This is a genomic window from Pseudomonas sp. SW-3 (assembly GCF_016615645.1).
In the GTDB taxonomy this organism is placed as follows: domain Bacteria; phylum Pseudomonadota; class Gammaproteobacteria; order Pseudomonadales; family Pseudomonadaceae; genus Aquipseudomonas; species Aquipseudomonas mandelii.
Genome location: NZ_CP067098.1, coordinates 1,964,485 through 1,979,738 on the forward strand (window position 1 = coordinate 1,964,485; position 15,254 = coordinate 1,979,738).

Consider the following 15,254-nt stretch of genomic DNA (forward strand, 5'->3'; position numbering starts at 1 on the left):
GGAGGGCAACAAGATGAAAGGTCATAACGAGCATGTAACGGAAGAAAAATTCTCAATCCACGCGGTATCCGATCTGCTGCACAAGTTTAGTCGCTGGTACGAACTTCACCGTGAACGTGAGCTGCTGGCAAGTTTGAGCGACGAAGCACTGAAGGACATTGGCGTGAGTCGTGCCGATGTCGAACATGAATCGGTCAGGCCGTTCTGGGATGATCCGATGCATAAATGATGAGGCCATCGCTACACAAACCCCTCTCTGGTGAGGTAGGTTGCGAGCAGACACGGAGGTATTCATGCCCGCAACGCTGTCCTTTTCCAACAAACAGGCTCGACGTCTGGCGCTGGCCGCCCAAGGGTTCAACGGGCGGCAACCGCCAGCGGCGATCAAACCGGTTCAGCTCAACCGGCTGATCGAACGGCTGGGCATTCTGCAGATCGATTCGGTCAATGCGTTGGTGCGTTCGCACTACCTTCCCTTGTTTTCCCGCCTCGGAAATTACTCCCCCGATTTGCTCGATCAGGCTGCCTGGAGTCAGGGCCGACGTCGCACGTTATTCGAGTATTGGGGCCATGAAGCTTCGTTGCTGCCTATGTCGATGTACCCCTTGATGCGCTGGCGCATGCAGCGTGCAACGCGTGGCGAAGACATCTACCAGCAACTGGCGCGTTTCGGTCGCGAGCAGCAGGACACGATTCGCCGAGTGCTGGCCTCGGTGCAGGCACTTGGCGCTCTGGGGGCTGGAAGTCTGTCGACCCGTCAGGAACGGGCCGGGCCATGGTGGGACTGGAGCGCAGAAAAACATGCGCTGGAATGGCTGTTCGCCGCCGGTGAAGTCACGGTCGCCGGTCGCCGCGGATTCGAGCGGTTGTATGATTTGCCGGAGCGGGTGATTCCTTCAGCGGTTCTGCAACAGCCTTTGCTCAGTGAGGCCGAGGCCCAGCGCGGGCTGTTGCTGCATGCGGCGACGGCATTAGGTGTCGGCACGGAAAAGGACCTGCGCGATTATTTTCGCCTGAACCCGGCAGACAGCCGGCCGCGTCTGGCTGAACTGATAGAGACGGGTGAATTACTGGCCTGCGAGGTTCAGGGCTGGCGTCAACCGGCCTACTGCTTGCCCGAGCCGAAAGTGCCGCGCAAGGTCGAGTCCAGTGCCTTGCTATCACCTTTTGACTCGTTGATCTGGGAGCGCAGCCGCACCGAGCGGTTGTTCGATTTCCGTTATCGACTGGAGATTTACACGCCCCAGGACAAACGGGTCTACGGCTATTACGTACTGCCGTTTTTACACAATGAACGGATTGCCGCGCGGGTTGATCTGCGTGCCGAACGAGCGTTGGGCCGGCTGGCGGTGCATGCCGTGCATGAAGAGGAGCCAGGGCTGGACGAGGTGGGGATGCTGGCGTTGGCGGGCAATCTGCGGCAAATGGCGGATTGGCTGGGGCTTGAGCAGGTTCAGCTCAATTGCCCGCGGGCGAGTGGCGCGCGCTTGCGGGTGGCGTTGGCACAGATTCAGGGTGTCTGAGCGGGCGCCTCCGCGGGCAAGCCTCGCTCCTACTGATTCAACGCAATCCTGTAGGCGCGAGGCCGTTGCCCGCGAATGGCGCGACGCGATTCAGCGCCGAACTTGCTTCAGCGTCTCGGCAATCAGGAACGCCAATTCCAGCGACTGATCGGCATTCATCCGCGGATCGCAATGGGTGTGGTAACGGTCCGACAACCCGTCTTCAGTGATTGGTCGGGCACCACCAATGCACTCGGTCACGTTCTGCCCGGTCATCTCGATATGGATACCGCCGGCGTAACTGCCTTCCGCTTCGTGAACCTGGAAGAACTGCTTCACCTCACCGAGGATCTGCGCAAAGTCGCGGGTCTTGTAACCGCTGCTGGCCTTGATGGTGTTGCCGTGCATCGGGTCCGAGCTCCAGAGCACCTGCTTGCCTTCACGCTGCACCGCGCGGATCAACGCCGGCAAGTGATCGCCAACCTTGTTCGCGCCCATGCGGGCGATCAAATTCAAGCGGCCTGGGTCGTTGTCCGGGTTCAGCACGTCGATCAGTCGAATCAGGTCTTCGGGGTTCATGCTCGGGCCGACCTTTACCCCGATCGGATTATTCACGCCACGCAGGAATTCGACGTGGGCGCCATCGAGCTGACGGGTGCGGTCACCGATCCACAGCATGTGCGCTGAGCAATCGTAGTAATCGTTGGTCAGGCTGTCGCGGCGCACGAAGGCTTCTTCGTAATTCAGCAGCAGCGCTTCGTGGGCCGTGAAGAAACTGGTTTCGCGCAGTTGTGGCGAACTGTCCATGCCGCAAGCGCGCATGAAGGCCAGGGTTTCATCGATGCGATCGGCCAAGTGGCTGTATTTTTCAGCCAGCGCCGAGTTGGCGATGAAGTCCAGGTTCCATTTGTGCACCTGATGCAGGTCGGCAAAACCGCCTTGGGCGAAAGCGCGCAGCAGGTTCAGGGTCGCGGTGGACTGGTGGTAGGACTGGAGCAAGCGCTCCGGGTCCGGTACGCGGCTTTTTTCATCGAAACCGATGCCGTTGACGATGTCGCCACGGTAGGCGGGGAGGGTTACACCGTCGATGGTTTCATCGTTGGCCGAGCGAGGCTTGGCGAACTGGCCGGCCATGCGCCCGACCTTGACCACCGGGCAACCCGCGGCGAAGGTCATGACAATCGCCATCTGCAGCAGGACTTTAAAGGTGTCGCGAATTTTTGCGGCCGAGAACTCGGCGAAGCTTTCGGCGCAATCGCCACCCTGCAACAGAAACGCGCGGCCCTGGGTGACTTCAGCGAACTGACGGCGCAACTCCCGGGCTTCACCGGCAAACACCAGCGGCGGGTAGCTGGCCAGGGTCTGCTCGACTTGACGCAAATGCGCGGCGTCGGGGTAAAGGGGTTGTTGCTGGATCGGCAGGGCACGCCAGCTGTCAGGGCTCCAGGGTTGGCTCATCACGGTCTCGGTTGTTTTACGCTCGGACGTTCATGTTATCAGCAAATTAGTGCGTGACCTGTTCCGGTTGCTTCGCGGACAATCGCGCCTTTGCCGCTTCATGTTGCGGATTATCGCGTTGCCGGGCCAGGCGACGATCAGGAGACGAAATGACTGAGGAGCGCGTCGAGCATTTGCTCGCCGAGGTACAGGATGAGTTCGGCGTGATTCGCGTGCTGGAGGTGGCCGATTACCGATTTCTCGAGTTCGGTGATGCCATCGAGCAGAGCTGCGTGTTCACGGCTGACCCGAGCTGGCTCGAGTACGATTACACCCGGGCGATGCTGATTGGCGCGCTGTGCCACGAACAGCCGGAAAGCGCGCTGTTTCTTGGCCTCGGCGCCGGCACGCTGACCCAGGCGTGCCTCAAGTTTCTGCCCCTTGAAGATGTCGAAGCCATCGAATTGCGCCCCGACGTACCGCGTCTGGCCATCGAATACCTGGGGCTCGATGATGATCCGCGTTTGTACATCCGCGTCGGCGATGCGCTGGAGTTGCTCGATACCGCTGAACCGGCGGACTTGATCTTCGTCGACCTTTATACCGATGTCGGTCCCGGTGTCGGGCATCTGGCCTGGAGCTTCCTGGAAAACTGTCAGAAACGCTTGAATCCGGGCGGCTGGCTGGTGATCAATCAATGGGCCACCGACGACGGCAAACCCTTGGGTGCTGCATTGTTGCGCGGGCTCTATCACCGGCATTACTGGGAGCTGCCGGTGAAGGAGGGCAATGTGATTCTGATCGTGCCTTCGGAGCTGGATCAGGAACTGGACATGAATGGACTGCTTGCCCGGGCCGAAGGGCTGGCGCCGCGGTTAGGGTATTCGTTGCAGTCGTTGATCAAGGCGATTCGCCCGGCGACTTGATGCAATGAGGCCTTGTGGCGAGGGAGCTTGCTCCCGCTTGAGTGCGCAGCACTCACAAGATTTGCATTGATTGCGAAGATTTTGGGGCCGCTTCGCAGCCCAGCGGGAGCAAGCGCCCTCGCCACAAAAGCAAATCTGTCAGCAGCCCTTGAAGATGCCCGGCCGCTTTTCGATCATTGACCGCACACCTTCCCGGGCATCCTCACTCGCCAGCAACTTCTTCACCAACGGCGGCAATGCCTGCGCCGCCGCAGTTTCCCCTTCGTATCGCGCCTGCCGTGCAGACATCAACGTCGCCTGAACCCCCAACGGCGCCTGCCGGGCGATCCGCTCAGCCAATTCAATGGCCCGTGGCAGCAGATCCTCGCTGGCCATGACTTCCTGCACCAACCCCAAGTGCAACGCTTCATGCGCATCAAATTCATCGCCAGTCAGCAGCCAGCGCATGGCATTGCCCCAGCCGGCGACTTGATGCAGGCGCAACGTGGCACCGCCGAAGGGGAAGATCCCGCGCTGCACTTCCTTCTGCGCAAATCGGGTATTGCTGGCGCAAAGGTTGATGTCAGCGGCCAGCATCAACTCGATGCCAATGGTCAGGCAGTAGCCTTGCGCGGCGACAATCACCGGTTTGCTCACCCGGGGCCCGGCAAACACGCCCCACGGATCGCAACCGCCGGGCGGTGCCTGCCAGCCTTCGGCCAGGGCCGCACTGGCATTGATCAGGTCGAGCCCGGCGGTGAAGTGCTCGCCATGAGCGAACACCACCGCCACCCGCGCTTCACTGTCGGCCTCGAACTCGCCGTAAGCCAGGCTCAGTGCGTTGAGCAGATCGAGGTCGAAGGCATTGCGCTTGGCCACCCGATCCAGGCCGATCATCAGGACATGGCCGTGTTTTTCACGGGTGACACGACTGGAGTCGGGCTGATTCATGGAGCATTTCCTCGGGCGGGAAGGGTGTGCCAGGCCGCGGGTCAAAACCGCTGGTCTGCGTCACAAGGATGAACCGTTTTAGCGCCATCGCCAGCAGGGCCGGGCCTTTGAAAAATAGACCGTTGCACGATTATCTGCAAAGCGTGTGACATAACGGTGTATACGTCAGTTTTCCGACAAATAATGCTCCCTTTTTGGGCGATTTCCGGTATAGTGCGCGCCGGCCTTTAACCGGGCCGCGTTTAGGTAGCGCAATTTCCCGAAGTCAGCTTCGGCTGCACGTCCGCACAGCGGACTCTCCCTTGACGAATCTTTTTCATTCATTCGTTTTCGCAAATCCCCGCCGACAAAGCAGCCAGGGCGACTCTTGAGTCTTACACGGCATGCGCAGCTTTGGAGCATGGGTCTTTGCGGATGCACTTAGAGGCAGACCCATGACCCAGGAAACCGGCGGCTTCGCCGCTTTTAATCTTAATCCGAACATTCTTGCAGCCGTCATCGCGACTGGCTACGAAGAGCCTTCGGCTATTCAGCAGCAATCGATCCCGATCATCATGGCCGGTCACGACATGATTGGTCAGGCGCAAACCGGTACGGGTAAAACCGCCGCGTTCGCCCTGCCGATCCTGCACCGCATCGATCCTGCAAAGCGCGAGCCGCAAGCCCTGATCCTGGCGCCAACCCGTGAGTTGGCGCTGCAAGTAGCAACCGCTTTCGAAACCTACGCCAAGCAAATGCCGGGCGTTACCGTTGTGGCCGTTTACGGCGGCGCCCCGATGGGCCCACAACTGAAAGCAATCCGTAATGGCGCACAGATCGTTGTCGCCACACCGGGCCGTCTGTGCGACCACCTGCGTCGTGACGAAAAAGTCCTGTCGACCGTGAACCACCTGGTTCTGGACGAAGCGGACGAAATGCTCAAACTGGGTTTCATGGACGACCTCGAAGTTATCTTCAAGGCTCTGCCGCCAACCCGTCAGACCGTGTTGTTCTCGGCCACCCTGCCGCAGTCGATCCGTGCCATTGCCGAACGCCATCTGCGCGATCCGCAACACGTGAAGATCCAGACCAAGACTCAGACCGTTACCGCGATCGAACAGGCTCACCTGTTGGTTCACGCTGACCAGAAGACCTCGGCTGTATTGAGCCTGCTGGAAGTGGAAGACTTCGACGCCCTGATCATGTTCGTGCGCACCAAGCAAGCGACCCTGGACCTGGCCAGTGCCCTGGAAGCCAAAGGCTACAAAGCCGCTGCGCTGAACGGTGACATTGCTCAGAACCAACGTGAGCGCGTGATCGAATCCCTCAAGGATGGCCGTCTGGACATCGTTGTGGCGACCGACGTTGCTGCTCGTGGCCTGGACGTTCCGCGCATCACTCACGTATTCAACGTTGACATGCCGTACGATCCAGAGTCCTACGTTCACCGTATCGGCCGTACTGGCCGTGCCGGTCGCGAAGGTCGTGCACTGTTGCTGGTGACTCCGCGTGAGCGCCGCATGCTGCAAGTGATCGAGCGTGTAACCGGTCAGAAAGTTGCCGAAGTCCGCCTGCCGGATGCTCAGGCCGTTCTCGATGCCCGCATCAAGAAACTGACCAACAGCCTGTCGCCACTGGTAGCTGATGCTGAATCGACCCACGGTGATCTGCTGGATCGCCTGACTGCCGACATCGGTTGCACCCCGCGTGCACTGGCCGCTGCTCTGCTGCGCAAGGCAACCAACGCTCAGGCGCTGACCCTGGCCGCGATCGAGAAAGAACGTCCACTGGTGCCGAACAACGCACCGCGTGGCGATCGTCCAGAGCGCACCGGTGATCGTCCGGACCGTGGTGATCGTGAGCGTCGTGCTCCGGTTCCATTGGCCGAAGGTCGTGCTCGTTGCCGTACCGCGCTGGGTGCGCGCGATGGCATCGCTGCCAAGAACCTGCTGGGCGCTATCCTCAACGAGGGTGGCCTGGCTCGCGAAGCAATCGGTCGCATCCAGGTGCGTGACAGCTTCAGCCTCGTCGAGCTGCCGGAAGATGGTCTGGAGCGTCTGCTGACCAAGCTGAAGGACACTCGCGTTGCCGGTAAGCAGTTGAAGCTGCGTCGCTATCGCGAAGATTGATCCGCTCTCGAGCTGATTGATCGAACATAAAAAATCCCCGACTGGTTCGGGGATTTTTTTTGGCCTGCTGTTTGTGCCTGGACTGGGCATCGAGTTGCCCCAATCGCGAGCAGGCTCGCTCCCACATTGGATTGTGAGCCCCTTAGGAGCGAGCCCGCTCGCGAAGGGGACGCCTCGGTCTACCTGTCAGTCAAAACGGTAGATGTCCATCCCCAGCGCACCCATGGTGAACCCTTGATGGGCAACGCTGAACTCACCCCCAGCCCCGCGAGCAAAGTACAACGGCAGCAAATGCTCATCGCTGGGATGATTGCGCACTGCGTTTGGCGCCTGCTGACGATAATCGTGCAGTGCGGCTTCATCGTTGGCGGCGAGTTTTTCAATCATCCAGTCACGGAACGTCCGGGCCCACGGTTCGACACTTTCCGGGCCGGCGTGCCAGTCCAGTTCACGCAGGTTATGGGTGATGCTGCCGGAGCCGATCAACAACACGCCGTGTTCGCGCAGGCTGGCCAAGGCATGGCCGACCCGGGTTTGCAGGGCAGGGCCGGCACGGGTGGGCAGCGAGACTTGCACCACCGGGATGTCGGCCTGCGGATACATCAACGACAAAGGCACCCAGACGCCGTGGTCGAAGGGGCGTTTGGTATCGATCCGTGCCGGCAGGTTGTCGGCCTGCAGTAACTCGACCACCTCGCCAGCCAGTTGAGGATTGCCGGGTGCCGGGTATTGCACTTCGAACAGTGCTTTCGGGAAGCCGCCGAAATCGTGCCAGGTTTCAGGTTGGGGATTGCCACTGACCAGCAAGTCGTTACTTTCCCAGTGTGCAGAGACGATCACGATGGCTTTCGGTTTCGGCATTTCGGCGGCCAGGCGAGCGAGGGCGGGCCCGCTGGCTCCCGGTTCCAGTGCCAACATGGGCGAGCCATGGGATATGTACAGGCTGGGGAACATGAAAGAGCTCCTGAGGGGTAAGATGGCAGCATCTTCAGTCAGATCATTGATCTAAATCTAATATAAGTTTTAGGGTCTTTTGATCGAATTTTCGGGATTAATTATGCAGCCGGAGTTTTGGCACAAGCGGTGGACGTCGAATCAGATCGGCTTTCACCTGCCGGAAGTGAATCCATATCTGCAACGTTACTGGCCGCAGCTGGGCCGGGAGGAGGGCGCGCGCGTCCTGGTGCCGCTATGTGGGAAAAGCCTGGATCTGCTCTGGCTGGCGAAATGCGGTCACGAGGTGTTGGGCATCGAATTGTCGGAAAAGGCGGTGGAAGACTTCTTCCACGAGCATCAATTTGATCCGGACGTCAGCGACCAGGGGCCTTTCACGGTCTATCGGGCGGGTTCGATAGAGGTCTGGTGCGGCGACTTCTTCGCGTTGACGGCCGGCGATGTCGCCGATTGCAGCGCGCTGTACGACCGCGCGGCATTGATCGCGTTGCCGCCGCCGATGCGTGAGCAATACGCCGAGCATTTGAAGCGGATTCTGCCGAAGGATTCGCTCGGGCTTTTGATTACTCTGGATTACGACCAGGCACAGAAGGAAGGCCCACCGTTTGCCGTGCCCGATGACGAAGTGCAACGGTTGTTCGGGGCAACCTGGGAGCTGAAGATTCTGGAAGACCAGGACGTATTGGGCGAGAGCTGGAAGTTTATCGAAAGTGGCGTTACTCGGCTTGAAGAGCGGGTTTATCGGGTTTCCATCCGATAGATTTGTAGTGGCTTCACTGGACCATCGCGAGCTTGCTCGCGATGGGGCCCGAATGAACACCGCAAAAATCAGCAGACAAAAAAAGGCCCGCATTCACTGCGGGCCTTTTCTTTTAAGGCGTAGTGCGAGAGCTATCAGCCCCGACGACGCAACGCGTCAATACGCTCTTCCAGCGGCGGGTGGCTCATGAACATACGAGCGAACCCTTGTTTGATGCCGCCGTTGATGCCAAAGGCATTCAGCGTATCCGGCATATGCACCGGCAGGCCCTGTTCGGCACGAAGGCGTTGCAAGGCACCAATCATTGCGCTGGTACCGGCCAGACGTGCACCGGCTTCGTCGGCACGGAACTCACGTTTGCGCGAGAACCACATGACGATGGAGCTGGCCAGAATGCCCAGGACCAGTTCGGCGAAGATCGTCGCGATATAGTAGGCGATGCCTTGGCCTTCTTCGTTCTTGAAGATCACCTTGTCGACAAAGTTGCCGATGATCCGGGCGAAGAACATCACGAAGGTGTTCACCACGCCCTGGATCAACGCCAGGGTGACCATGTCACCATTGGCTACGTGGCCGATCTCGTGGGCCAGGACCGCTTTCACTTCATCCGGCGAGAAACGCTCGAGCAGACCCTGGCTGACCGCGACCAGTGCGTCGTTCTTGTTCCAGCCCGTGGCGAACGCGTTGGCCTCGTAGGCGGGGAAAATCCCGACTTCGGGCATCTTGATCCCGGCTTCGCGGGACAGTTGCTCGACGGTTTGCAGCAGCCATTGCTCGTGACGTGTGCGCGGCTGGCTGATGATTTGGGTGCTGGTGCTCATCTTCGCCATCCACTTGGAGATGAACAGCGAGAACAGGGAACCGGCGAAACCAAAGACCGCACAGAAAATCAGCAGCTGATTGAGGTTGAGATCAACCCCGTTGGCCGCCATGAACCCGTTGAAGCCGAAAAGGCTCAGGGTGATGCTGGCAATCAGCACGACCGCCAGGTTAGTGGCCAAAAACAGCAGGATGCGCATCATGGTTGTAGAAATCTCCTCATGCTAAAGATGTAGCGTACTGCGGGGTATATAAGGTGCTGCACCGGGCTATTCAACCGAGTGACTATTTCAAACTGTGTCCTACAGCAACAGTCTAGCTGCTTGCAGGGCAATTCCGACGGCGATGCGGGAGGTGTTTGACAGCCAATTCGCCTCTCAGGCCCCGTCGTTGTTAGACGCGGCCCCAAAACGTGGCTTCAGTAAGCGACAGGAGCAGTGATGGCTGACAGGGGGCAAAGATATGTTGCTGAATTAATCACCGTGCGACCGATGCACGTGTCGCACGGTGAAGTTCAGTTTACTGGCGGTAGGATTTGAGGAAGTTACCGATCCGGCCAATGGCCATGTCCAGTTCATCCACCCGTGGCAAGGTCACGACACGGAAGTGATCCGGCCAAGGCCAGTTGAAGGCCGTGCCTTGCACCACCAGCAGTTTTTCGGAGAGCAGCAGGTCGAGCACGAACTTCTCGTCATTGTGGATCGGGCAGACTTTCGGATCGATCCGCGGGAACGCATACAACGCCCCCATCGGCTTCACGCAACTCACGCCCGGAATATCGTTAAGCAGTTCCCAGGTGCGATTGCGCTGTTCCAGCAAGCGACCGTGCGGCAACACCAGGTCATTGATGCTCTGGTAACCGCCGAGAGCGGTCTGGATCGCATGCTGACTCGGCACGTTGGCACACAGGCGCATGTTGGCCAGCATGTCGATGCCTTCGATGTAGCTCTGGGCGTGGTGCTTCGGACCGGAAATGGCGATCCAGCCGGAACGGAAGCCGGCCACGCGATATGACTTGGACAGACCGTTGAAGGTCAGGCAGAGCAGGTCCGGCGCCAGGGAGGCGGTGCAGATGTGCACGGCATCGTCGTACAGGATCTTGTCGTAGATCTCGTCGGAGAACACCACCAGATTGTGCTGGCGTGCCAGTTCCAGCATGCCCAGCAGCACTTCTTTCGAATACACGGCGCCGGTCGGGTTGTTCGGGTTGATGATCACCAGGGCCTTGGTGTTCGGGGTGATCTTGGCCTTGATGTCGGCCAGGTCCGGCCACCAGTTGGCCTGCTCGTCGCACAGGTAATGCACCGGATTGCCGCCGGACAGGCTCACGGCAGCCGTCCACAGCGGATAGTCAGGCGCTGGCACCAGCACTTCGTCGCCATTGTTCAGCAATGCCTGCAACGACATCACGATCAGCTCGGAAACGCCGTTGCCCAGGTAGATGTCTTCAATGCCGACACCTTCCACCTGCTTTTGCTGGTAGTACTGCATGACAGCCTTGCGCGCGCTGAACAGGCCTTTGGAGTCGCTGTAACCCTGAGCGGTCGGCAGGTTGCGGATCACGTCCTGGAGGATTTCGTCCGGCGCTTCGAAACCAAAGGGCGCCGGGTTGCCGATGTTCAGCTTGAGGATGCGATGACCTTCCTCTTCCAGGCGTTTGGCGTGCTTGAGCACTGGGCCGCGAATGTCGTAGCAGACGTTGGCGAGCTTGTTCGATTTGCTGACCTGCATGGCGATGTGTTCCCGAAAATGAACGATCCAGGCGGCGTATGAACTACCGTACTGGGAATCCTGCGTATTCACACAGGCCTGACGCCTTGAGATGCAGCACCCATAAATCCGTTTGAATGCGCGTGGTCTGGCTGCCAGACTGGCGTTTGACGAGGCGCAATCATACGTGCCGCCCGATCCGTGGAAAAGGTACAGATCGGGCTTTTTCAGCTGCTGAGGTGTGACGATGGAAAAGTTGGATAAAACCCTGGAAGAATGGAAGGCGATGCTCGATCCAGAGCAGTACAACGTTTGCCGTCTCAAGGGCACCGAACGGCCGTTCTCCGGCAAATACAACGACACCAAAACTGACGGTGTCTACCACTGCATCTGCTGCAACGAGCCGCTATTCGACGCCAAAACCAAATTCGACTCCGGCTGCGGCTGGCCGAGCTTCTACGCGCCTATCGGCGACAGCGCCATGGTCGAGATCCGTGATGTCAGCCACGGCATGATCCGCACTGAAGTGGTTTGCGCCAAATGCGACGCGCATCTGGGGCACGTGTTCCCGGATGGCCCGCCGCCGACCGGTCTGCGTTATTGCATCAATTCGGTGTGCCTGGACCTGGTACCGCGCGAGTAATGCGAGCCATGTAGGAGCGAAGCTTGCTCGCGAAGGCGTCTCAACATTCAGCACAGTTGGTGACTGACCCGACGCCTTCGCGAGCAGGCTTAGCCCCTACAGATATCCGGAGATATCCGGCGCCCCCGCACATTTAAATTGCACACAATTCAATTGCTCGCTATGTTCATGGCTTGTTCCGTCAATTCGAGCCAAACCCATGAGCGACAACCTGCTGACCATCCCGGTGACCACCATCAAAGGTGATCAGAAAACCCTGGCCGATTTCGCCGGCAAAGCCGTCCTGGTGGTCAACACCGCCAGCAAGTGCGGTTTTACCCCGCAATACAAAGGCCTCGAAGAGTTGTGGCAGACCTACAAGGATCAAGGCCTGGTGGTGCTCGGCTTTCCCTGCAATCAGTTCGGCAAGCAGGAACCGGGTAACGAAGGGGCGATTTACGAGTTCTGCGAGTTGAACTTCGGTGTCACCTTCCCGCTGTTCAAGAAGGTTGACGTCAATGGTGCCGGTGCTCATCCGCTGTTTGTGCAATTGAAGAAACGTGCACCGGGCGTGCTCGGCTCCCAGGGCATCAAATGGAACTTCACCAAGTTCCTGATCGGCAAGGACGGCCAGTTGGTCAAGCGCTTCGCTCCGGCAACCAAGCCGCAGGACCTGAGCCGCGAGATCGAAGCCCTGCTCAAATGAACACCCTGTCCGTCGATTCGCTGAAGCTCGACAGCCAGCTCTGCTTCAAGCTGTATGCGGCTTCTCGGGCGGTGATCCGCGCCTACAAGCCGATGCTCGATCAACTGGGCCTGACCTATCCGCAATACCTGGCGATGCTGGTGTTGTGGGAATGGCAGGAAACGGCGCCGGAGCAGCCGACGGTCAAGGCGCTGGGCGAACGCCTGGCGCTGGATTCCGGCACCCTGACGCCGTTGCTCAAGCGCCTTGAGCAACTGCAACTGGTGCAGCGCCAGCGTTCGGCGCGCGATGAGCGAGAAGTGCACCTGAGTCTTTCGCCGACCGGCAAGGCTTTGCGTGATCAGGTCGGGCCGCTCAAGGCCCGGTTGCTGTGCGACAGCGGCGTCGATCTGGATCGCCTGCATGATCTGCGCGACGGTCTCGATCACCTGCTGGGGCAAATCAAAGCGCTGTCGTAGTCGGTATCCACAGGTCGAGCAACGCGGCCAGTTCTTCTCGGCGAAAGGGCTTGGCCAGGTAATCGCTCATGCCCGCCACACGGCAGCGTTCGCGTTCCTCGGACATGGCGTTGGCAGTCAAGGCCACGATGGGCAGTTGTGGCCAGCGCCCGCTGCGACGGATTTGTCGGCTGGCTTCATAGCCATCCATCACCGGCATGTTGCAGTCCATCAGCACCAGGTCGAATTCGCTGTGCTCAAGCTGATCCAGGGCTTCGGCACCGTGAGCGGCGACGATCACCTCGCAACCGAGTTTGCCGAGCATGCCCTTGGCCACCAATTGATTGACCGGGTTGTCCTCGACCAGCAGGACACGTCCGCGTCGTTGCGGGGTAAGATTTTCGACCCGGGCACCGTTGATCAGGTTGCTTTCGGGCAGCAGCACCCGGCGCAATGTCTGGTAAAGCGCATTGCGCGCCAAAGGACGAGCCTGCTGTTGCAGGGGCGCCAGGGCGTTGGCTTCTTCACTGGGCATGAAGCTGCCATAGGCGGTCACCAGCAAGATAGGCGCGTCGAGGGTCGGGCGCAGGCCAAACAGGCATTCGGGGCAGTCGGTGATCAGCACGTCCGGGTCGAGGCCGATGAACGAGTCATCGATGGACCGTTGCTGATAGTCGAGCCCCCAGCCGGGCAACAGGTTTTTCAGCAGTTCCGCCAGGCCGCTGTTGGCCGCGGTGACGGCAATGACCTTGCCCGGTAACGGCTGTGGGGCGATGGCCCGGGTGTGGCAGGGCAACGGCAGGTCGGCGCAGAACTGGCTGCCGAAACCCGCTTCCGAGCTGATGGTCAGCCGCCCCTGCATCGCTTCGCAGAGGTTATAGGTCAGCGCCAGGCCCAGCCCGGTGCCGCCGAATTGGCGGGTTATGCCGGCGCCGGCCTGCGTGAAAGGCTGGAAGATTTTGACCTGAGCATCCTGGGCAATCCCGATACCGGTGTCGCAGACTTCGATTCTGACGCCATCTTCAAAGGTTGAAAGGCGCACATCCACCCGACCGAAACGGGTGAACTTGAGGGCGTTGGACAACAGGTTGCTGACGATCTGCCGGACGCGGGTCGGATCCCCCAGCACCAACGCCGGAAAGTGCGGATCGATCAGGCAGGTCAACTCGACGCTGGGCGCGGCGTTCTGCGACAGCAGATTGGCGGTGTCTTCGATCAGCGACCCGAGGTCGAACGGAATGTGTTCGAGTTCGAGCTGGCCGGCATCGAATTTCGACAGGTCGAGAATATCGTTGAGCAGTTCCACCAGCACTTTGCCCGAGTCATGGGCAATGGACAGCTGTTGCTGTTGTTCGGCATTGAGCGGGCCGTCCAGCGAGAGCGCGATCATGCCCAGCAGGCCGTTGAGCGGTGTGCGGATTTCATGGCTCATATTGGCGAGAAACACCGAACGTGCTTCGGCCATATCGAGGGCGGTGCTTCGTGCGACTTCCAGCTCCTGGTTCGATTGACTGAGCCGGGCATTGATCGCCTTGAGCTCCGCGGTGCGGGCCGAGACGATGTTTTCCAGTTGCCCGAGGTAGTCGGTCAGGCGGTTTTCGGCGTTGCGCCGCTGCTGGATTTCGGTGGCGATGTTTTCGAACTGCTGGTTGGCCACTTTGACCAGCACACCGATTTCATCGTTTTTATGTCCGCTCGGGTATTCCAGCCAGGTCGGTTCCGCGCTACGCGGATCGCGCCCGCTGAGTTCGCGGATGACCCGCACCAGCGGCTTCGTCAGCATCACGTAGAACAGCGCCAACAGGATGCCGGTCAGGATCAGGCTGCGAGCGAAGCCGTTGAGCAGCGTCACCTCGGCCCGGCGCAGGAAACGGCTGCCGAAGGCGTAGGTATCGACTTCCAGTCGCAAGGTGCCGAGTGATTCGTTCGGCAAGTGATCGAGGTAGAGGCGGTCTTCAAACTGGCGATTGGCGCCGAACAGGAAGTCGCTGATCATCCGATAATTGCTTTGCAGGGTCGGGCGTTTGACGCTGGCCAGGACGGTGCCGTTGTTGTCAGTCAATTGCGCACCGATGATCGCCGGCGAGCGCAACAGGCCCATGGTCAGTTCCTGGGAGAGTTCGGCGTCGATGTTGTAGGCGATGCGGGACGCGGGGTTATGGCTGATTTCCAGTAAAGACAGTATTTCACGGTTGATGGAGGCGTCTTCGCTGGCATAATCGATGCCTATTTGCAGCAGACTGAGCAGCGTGCCCAGAATGAAACCGACAAGCACGGTCAGCCTGGCTTGCTTGTATGACAGCCGGTGGGTGAATTTGATATCCATGGGGTGTTGAACCACTT

14 protein-coding genes are annotated in these 15,254 nt (G+C 59.6%); 8 read left to right on the plus strand and 6 right to left on the minus strand.

The window, feature by feature from the left end:
- The first annotated feature begins 13 nt into the window (after nucleotides 1-13).
- Nucleotides 14-229 carry a DUF1127 domain-containing protein gene (locus JIO00_RS08870; protein ID WP_010461302.1) on the plus strand — a complete coding sequence of 72 codons (216 nt, stop codon included), beginning with the start codon at nucleotides 14-16 and terminating at the stop codon, nucleotides 227-229.
- 64 nt (nucleotides 230-293) lie between these two features.
- Nucleotides 294-1,523, plus strand: a complete 1,230-nt coding sequence (locus JIO00_RS08875; protein WP_083374702.1) for a winged helix-turn-helix domain-containing protein — start codon at nucleotides 294-296, stop codon at nucleotides 1,521-1,523.
- 90 nt (nucleotides 1,524-1,613) lie between these two features.
- Here the strand turns inward: JIO00_RS08875 and JIO00_RS08880 are convergent, their stop codons facing one another.
- Nucleotides 1,614-2,960, minus strand: coding sequence for a class II 3-deoxy-7-phosphoheptulonate synthase (locus JIO00_RS08880; RefSeq protein WP_010461297.1), 1,347 nt, complete (start codon nucleotides 2,958-2,960; stop codon nucleotides 1,614-1,616).
- A 149-nt stretch (nucleotides 2,961-3,109) separates the two neighbouring features.
- On the opposite strand from JIO00_RS08880, the gene JIO00_RS08885 reads away from it, so the two are divergent.
- Nucleotides 3,110-3,865 carry a spermidine synthase gene (locus JIO00_RS08885; RefSeq protein WP_010461296.1) on the plus strand — a complete coding sequence of 252 codons (756 nt, stop codon included), beginning with the start codon at nucleotides 3,110-3,112 and terminating at the stop codon, nucleotides 3,863-3,865.
- A 138-nt stretch (nucleotides 3,866-4,003) separates the two neighbouring features.
- Here the strand turns inward: JIO00_RS08885 and JIO00_RS08890 are convergent, their stop codons facing one another.
- Nucleotides 4,004-4,795 (minus strand): crotonase/enoyl-CoA hydratase family protein, encoded by a 792-nt coding sequence (locus JIO00_RS08890; RefSeq protein WP_010461293.1) that lies wholly within the window; start codon nucleotides 4,793-4,795, stop codon nucleotides 4,004-4,006.
- Between the two features lie 434 nt (nucleotides 4,796-5,229).
- On the opposite strand from JIO00_RS08890, the gene JIO00_RS08895 reads away from it, so the two are divergent.
- Complete coding sequence (locus tag JIO00_RS08895; RefSeq protein WP_008146183.1) at nucleotides 5,230-6,903, plus strand: DEAD/DEAH box helicase; 1,674 nt, start codon at nucleotides 5,230-5,232, stop codon at nucleotides 6,901-6,903.
- A gap of 186 nt (nucleotides 6,904-7,089) precedes the next feature.
- Here the strand turns inward: JIO00_RS08895 and JIO00_RS08900 are convergent, their stop codons facing one another.
- On the minus strand, nucleotides 7,090-7,857 hold the full coding sequence (locus tag JIO00_RS08900; RefSeq protein ID WP_200667975.1) for a DODA-type extradiol aromatic ring-opening family dioxygenase: 768 nt from the start codon (nucleotides 7,855-7,857) through the stop codon (nucleotides 7,090-7,092).
- A gap of 103 nt (nucleotides 7,858-7,960) precedes the next feature.
- On the opposite strand from JIO00_RS08900, the gene JIO00_RS08905 reads away from it, so the two are divergent.
- Nucleotides 7,961-8,617: a thiopurine S-methyltransferase gene (locus JIO00_RS08905; RefSeq protein WP_200667977.1), complete on the plus strand. Its 657-nt coding sequence runs from the start codon at nucleotides 7,961-7,963 to the stop codon at nucleotides 8,615-8,617.
- 134 nt (nucleotides 8,618-8,751) lie between these two features.
- On the opposite strand, the gene htpX is transcribed toward JIO00_RS08905, so the two are convergent.
- Both htpX and JIO00_RS08915 read right to left on the minus strand, forming a co-directional pair.
- Nucleotides 8,752-9,639, minus strand: a complete 888-nt coding sequence (htpX, locus tag JIO00_RS08910; RefSeq protein WP_010461286.1) for a protease HtpX — start codon at nucleotides 9,637-9,639, stop codon at nucleotides 8,752-8,754.
- 316 nt (nucleotides 9,640-9,955) lie between these two features.
- Nucleotides 9,956-11,167, minus strand: a complete 1,212-nt coding sequence (locus JIO00_RS08915; RefSeq protein WP_010461284.1) for a pyridoxal phosphate-dependent aminotransferase — start codon at nucleotides 11,165-11,167, stop codon at nucleotides 9,956-9,958.
- A gap of 226 nt (nucleotides 11,168-11,393) precedes the next feature.
- On the opposite strand from JIO00_RS08915, the gene msrB reads away from it, so the two are divergent.
- The 3 genes from msrB to JIO00_RS08930 all read left to right on the plus strand — a co-directional run bounded on the left by msrB (nucleotide 11,394) and on the right by JIO00_RS08930 (nucleotide 12,932).
- Nucleotides 11,394-11,789: a peptide-methionine (R)-S-oxide reductase MsrB gene (msrB, locus tag JIO00_RS08920; RefSeq protein ID WP_200667979.1), complete on the plus strand. Its 396-nt coding sequence runs from the start codon at nucleotides 11,394-11,396 to the stop codon at nucleotides 11,787-11,789.
- 199 nt (nucleotides 11,790-11,988) lie between these two features.
- Nucleotides 11,989-12,474 (plus strand): glutathione peroxidase, encoded by a 486-nt coding sequence (locus JIO00_RS08925; RefSeq protein WP_200667981.1) that lies wholly within the window; start codon nucleotides 11,989-11,991, stop codon nucleotides 12,472-12,474.
- Nucleotides 12,471-12,932, plus strand: a complete 462-nt coding sequence (locus JIO00_RS08930; protein ID WP_010461278.1) for a MarR family winged helix-turn-helix transcriptional regulator — start codon at nucleotides 12,471-12,473, stop codon at nucleotides 12,930-12,932. The genes JIO00_RS08925 and JIO00_RS08930 overlap by 4 nt, the downstream gene beginning before the upstream one ends.
- Here JIO00_RS08930 and JIO00_RS08935 read toward each other — a convergent pair.
- Nucleotides 12,916-15,237 (minus strand): hybrid sensor histidine kinase/response regulator, encoded by a 2,322-nt coding sequence (locus JIO00_RS08935; RefSeq protein WP_010461276.1) that lies wholly within the window; start codon nucleotides 15,235-15,237, stop codon nucleotides 12,916-12,918. The two genes, JIO00_RS08930 and JIO00_RS08935, sit on opposite strands and share 17 nt — an antisense overlap.
- Nucleotides 15,238-15,254: the final 17 nt, after the last annotated feature.